1 pseudogene is annotated in these 299 nt (G+C 59.2%); it reads right to left on the reverse strand.

The window, feature by feature from the left end:
* Positions 1–114: pseudogene (locus tag EN853_RS33550) on the reverse strand (D-alanine--D-alanine ligase); the annotation flags it as partial.
* Between the last annotated feature and the right edge of the window lie 185 nt (positions 115–299).

A 299-nucleotide genomic window follows, 5' to 3' on the forward strand; every position in this document is an offset into this window, starting at 1 on the left:
GACGCGATAGCCTTCATTCTCGAGCGCATCCGCACATGCCTTCCCCGAGGACAGGGACACGGGCCGCTCCGACGAAAAACCACCGAGCAAGACGGCCACATGCTTGTTCTTCATCTCCCGTCATCCCCTCTCACGGCGGGCCGCGACTGACATTTCCACACCAGCATTCCCGCACAGTGAGTCCGAGTCTTCCGGCAGGTTGCCCCCCAGACGGAAAACGCGACCGACGCGTCGAACGACTCAAATCAGGAAACGCTTGAGGCCAGAGAATCAGAGAGTTGATTCACTGGCAAGTCCTT

Origin of the sequence: Mesorhizobium sp. M1C.F.Ca.ET.210.01.1.1, assembly GCF_004791585.1 — a bacterium.
Taxonomy (GTDB): Bacteria; Pseudomonadota; Alphaproteobacteria; order Rhizobiales; family Rhizobiaceae; genus Mesorhizobium.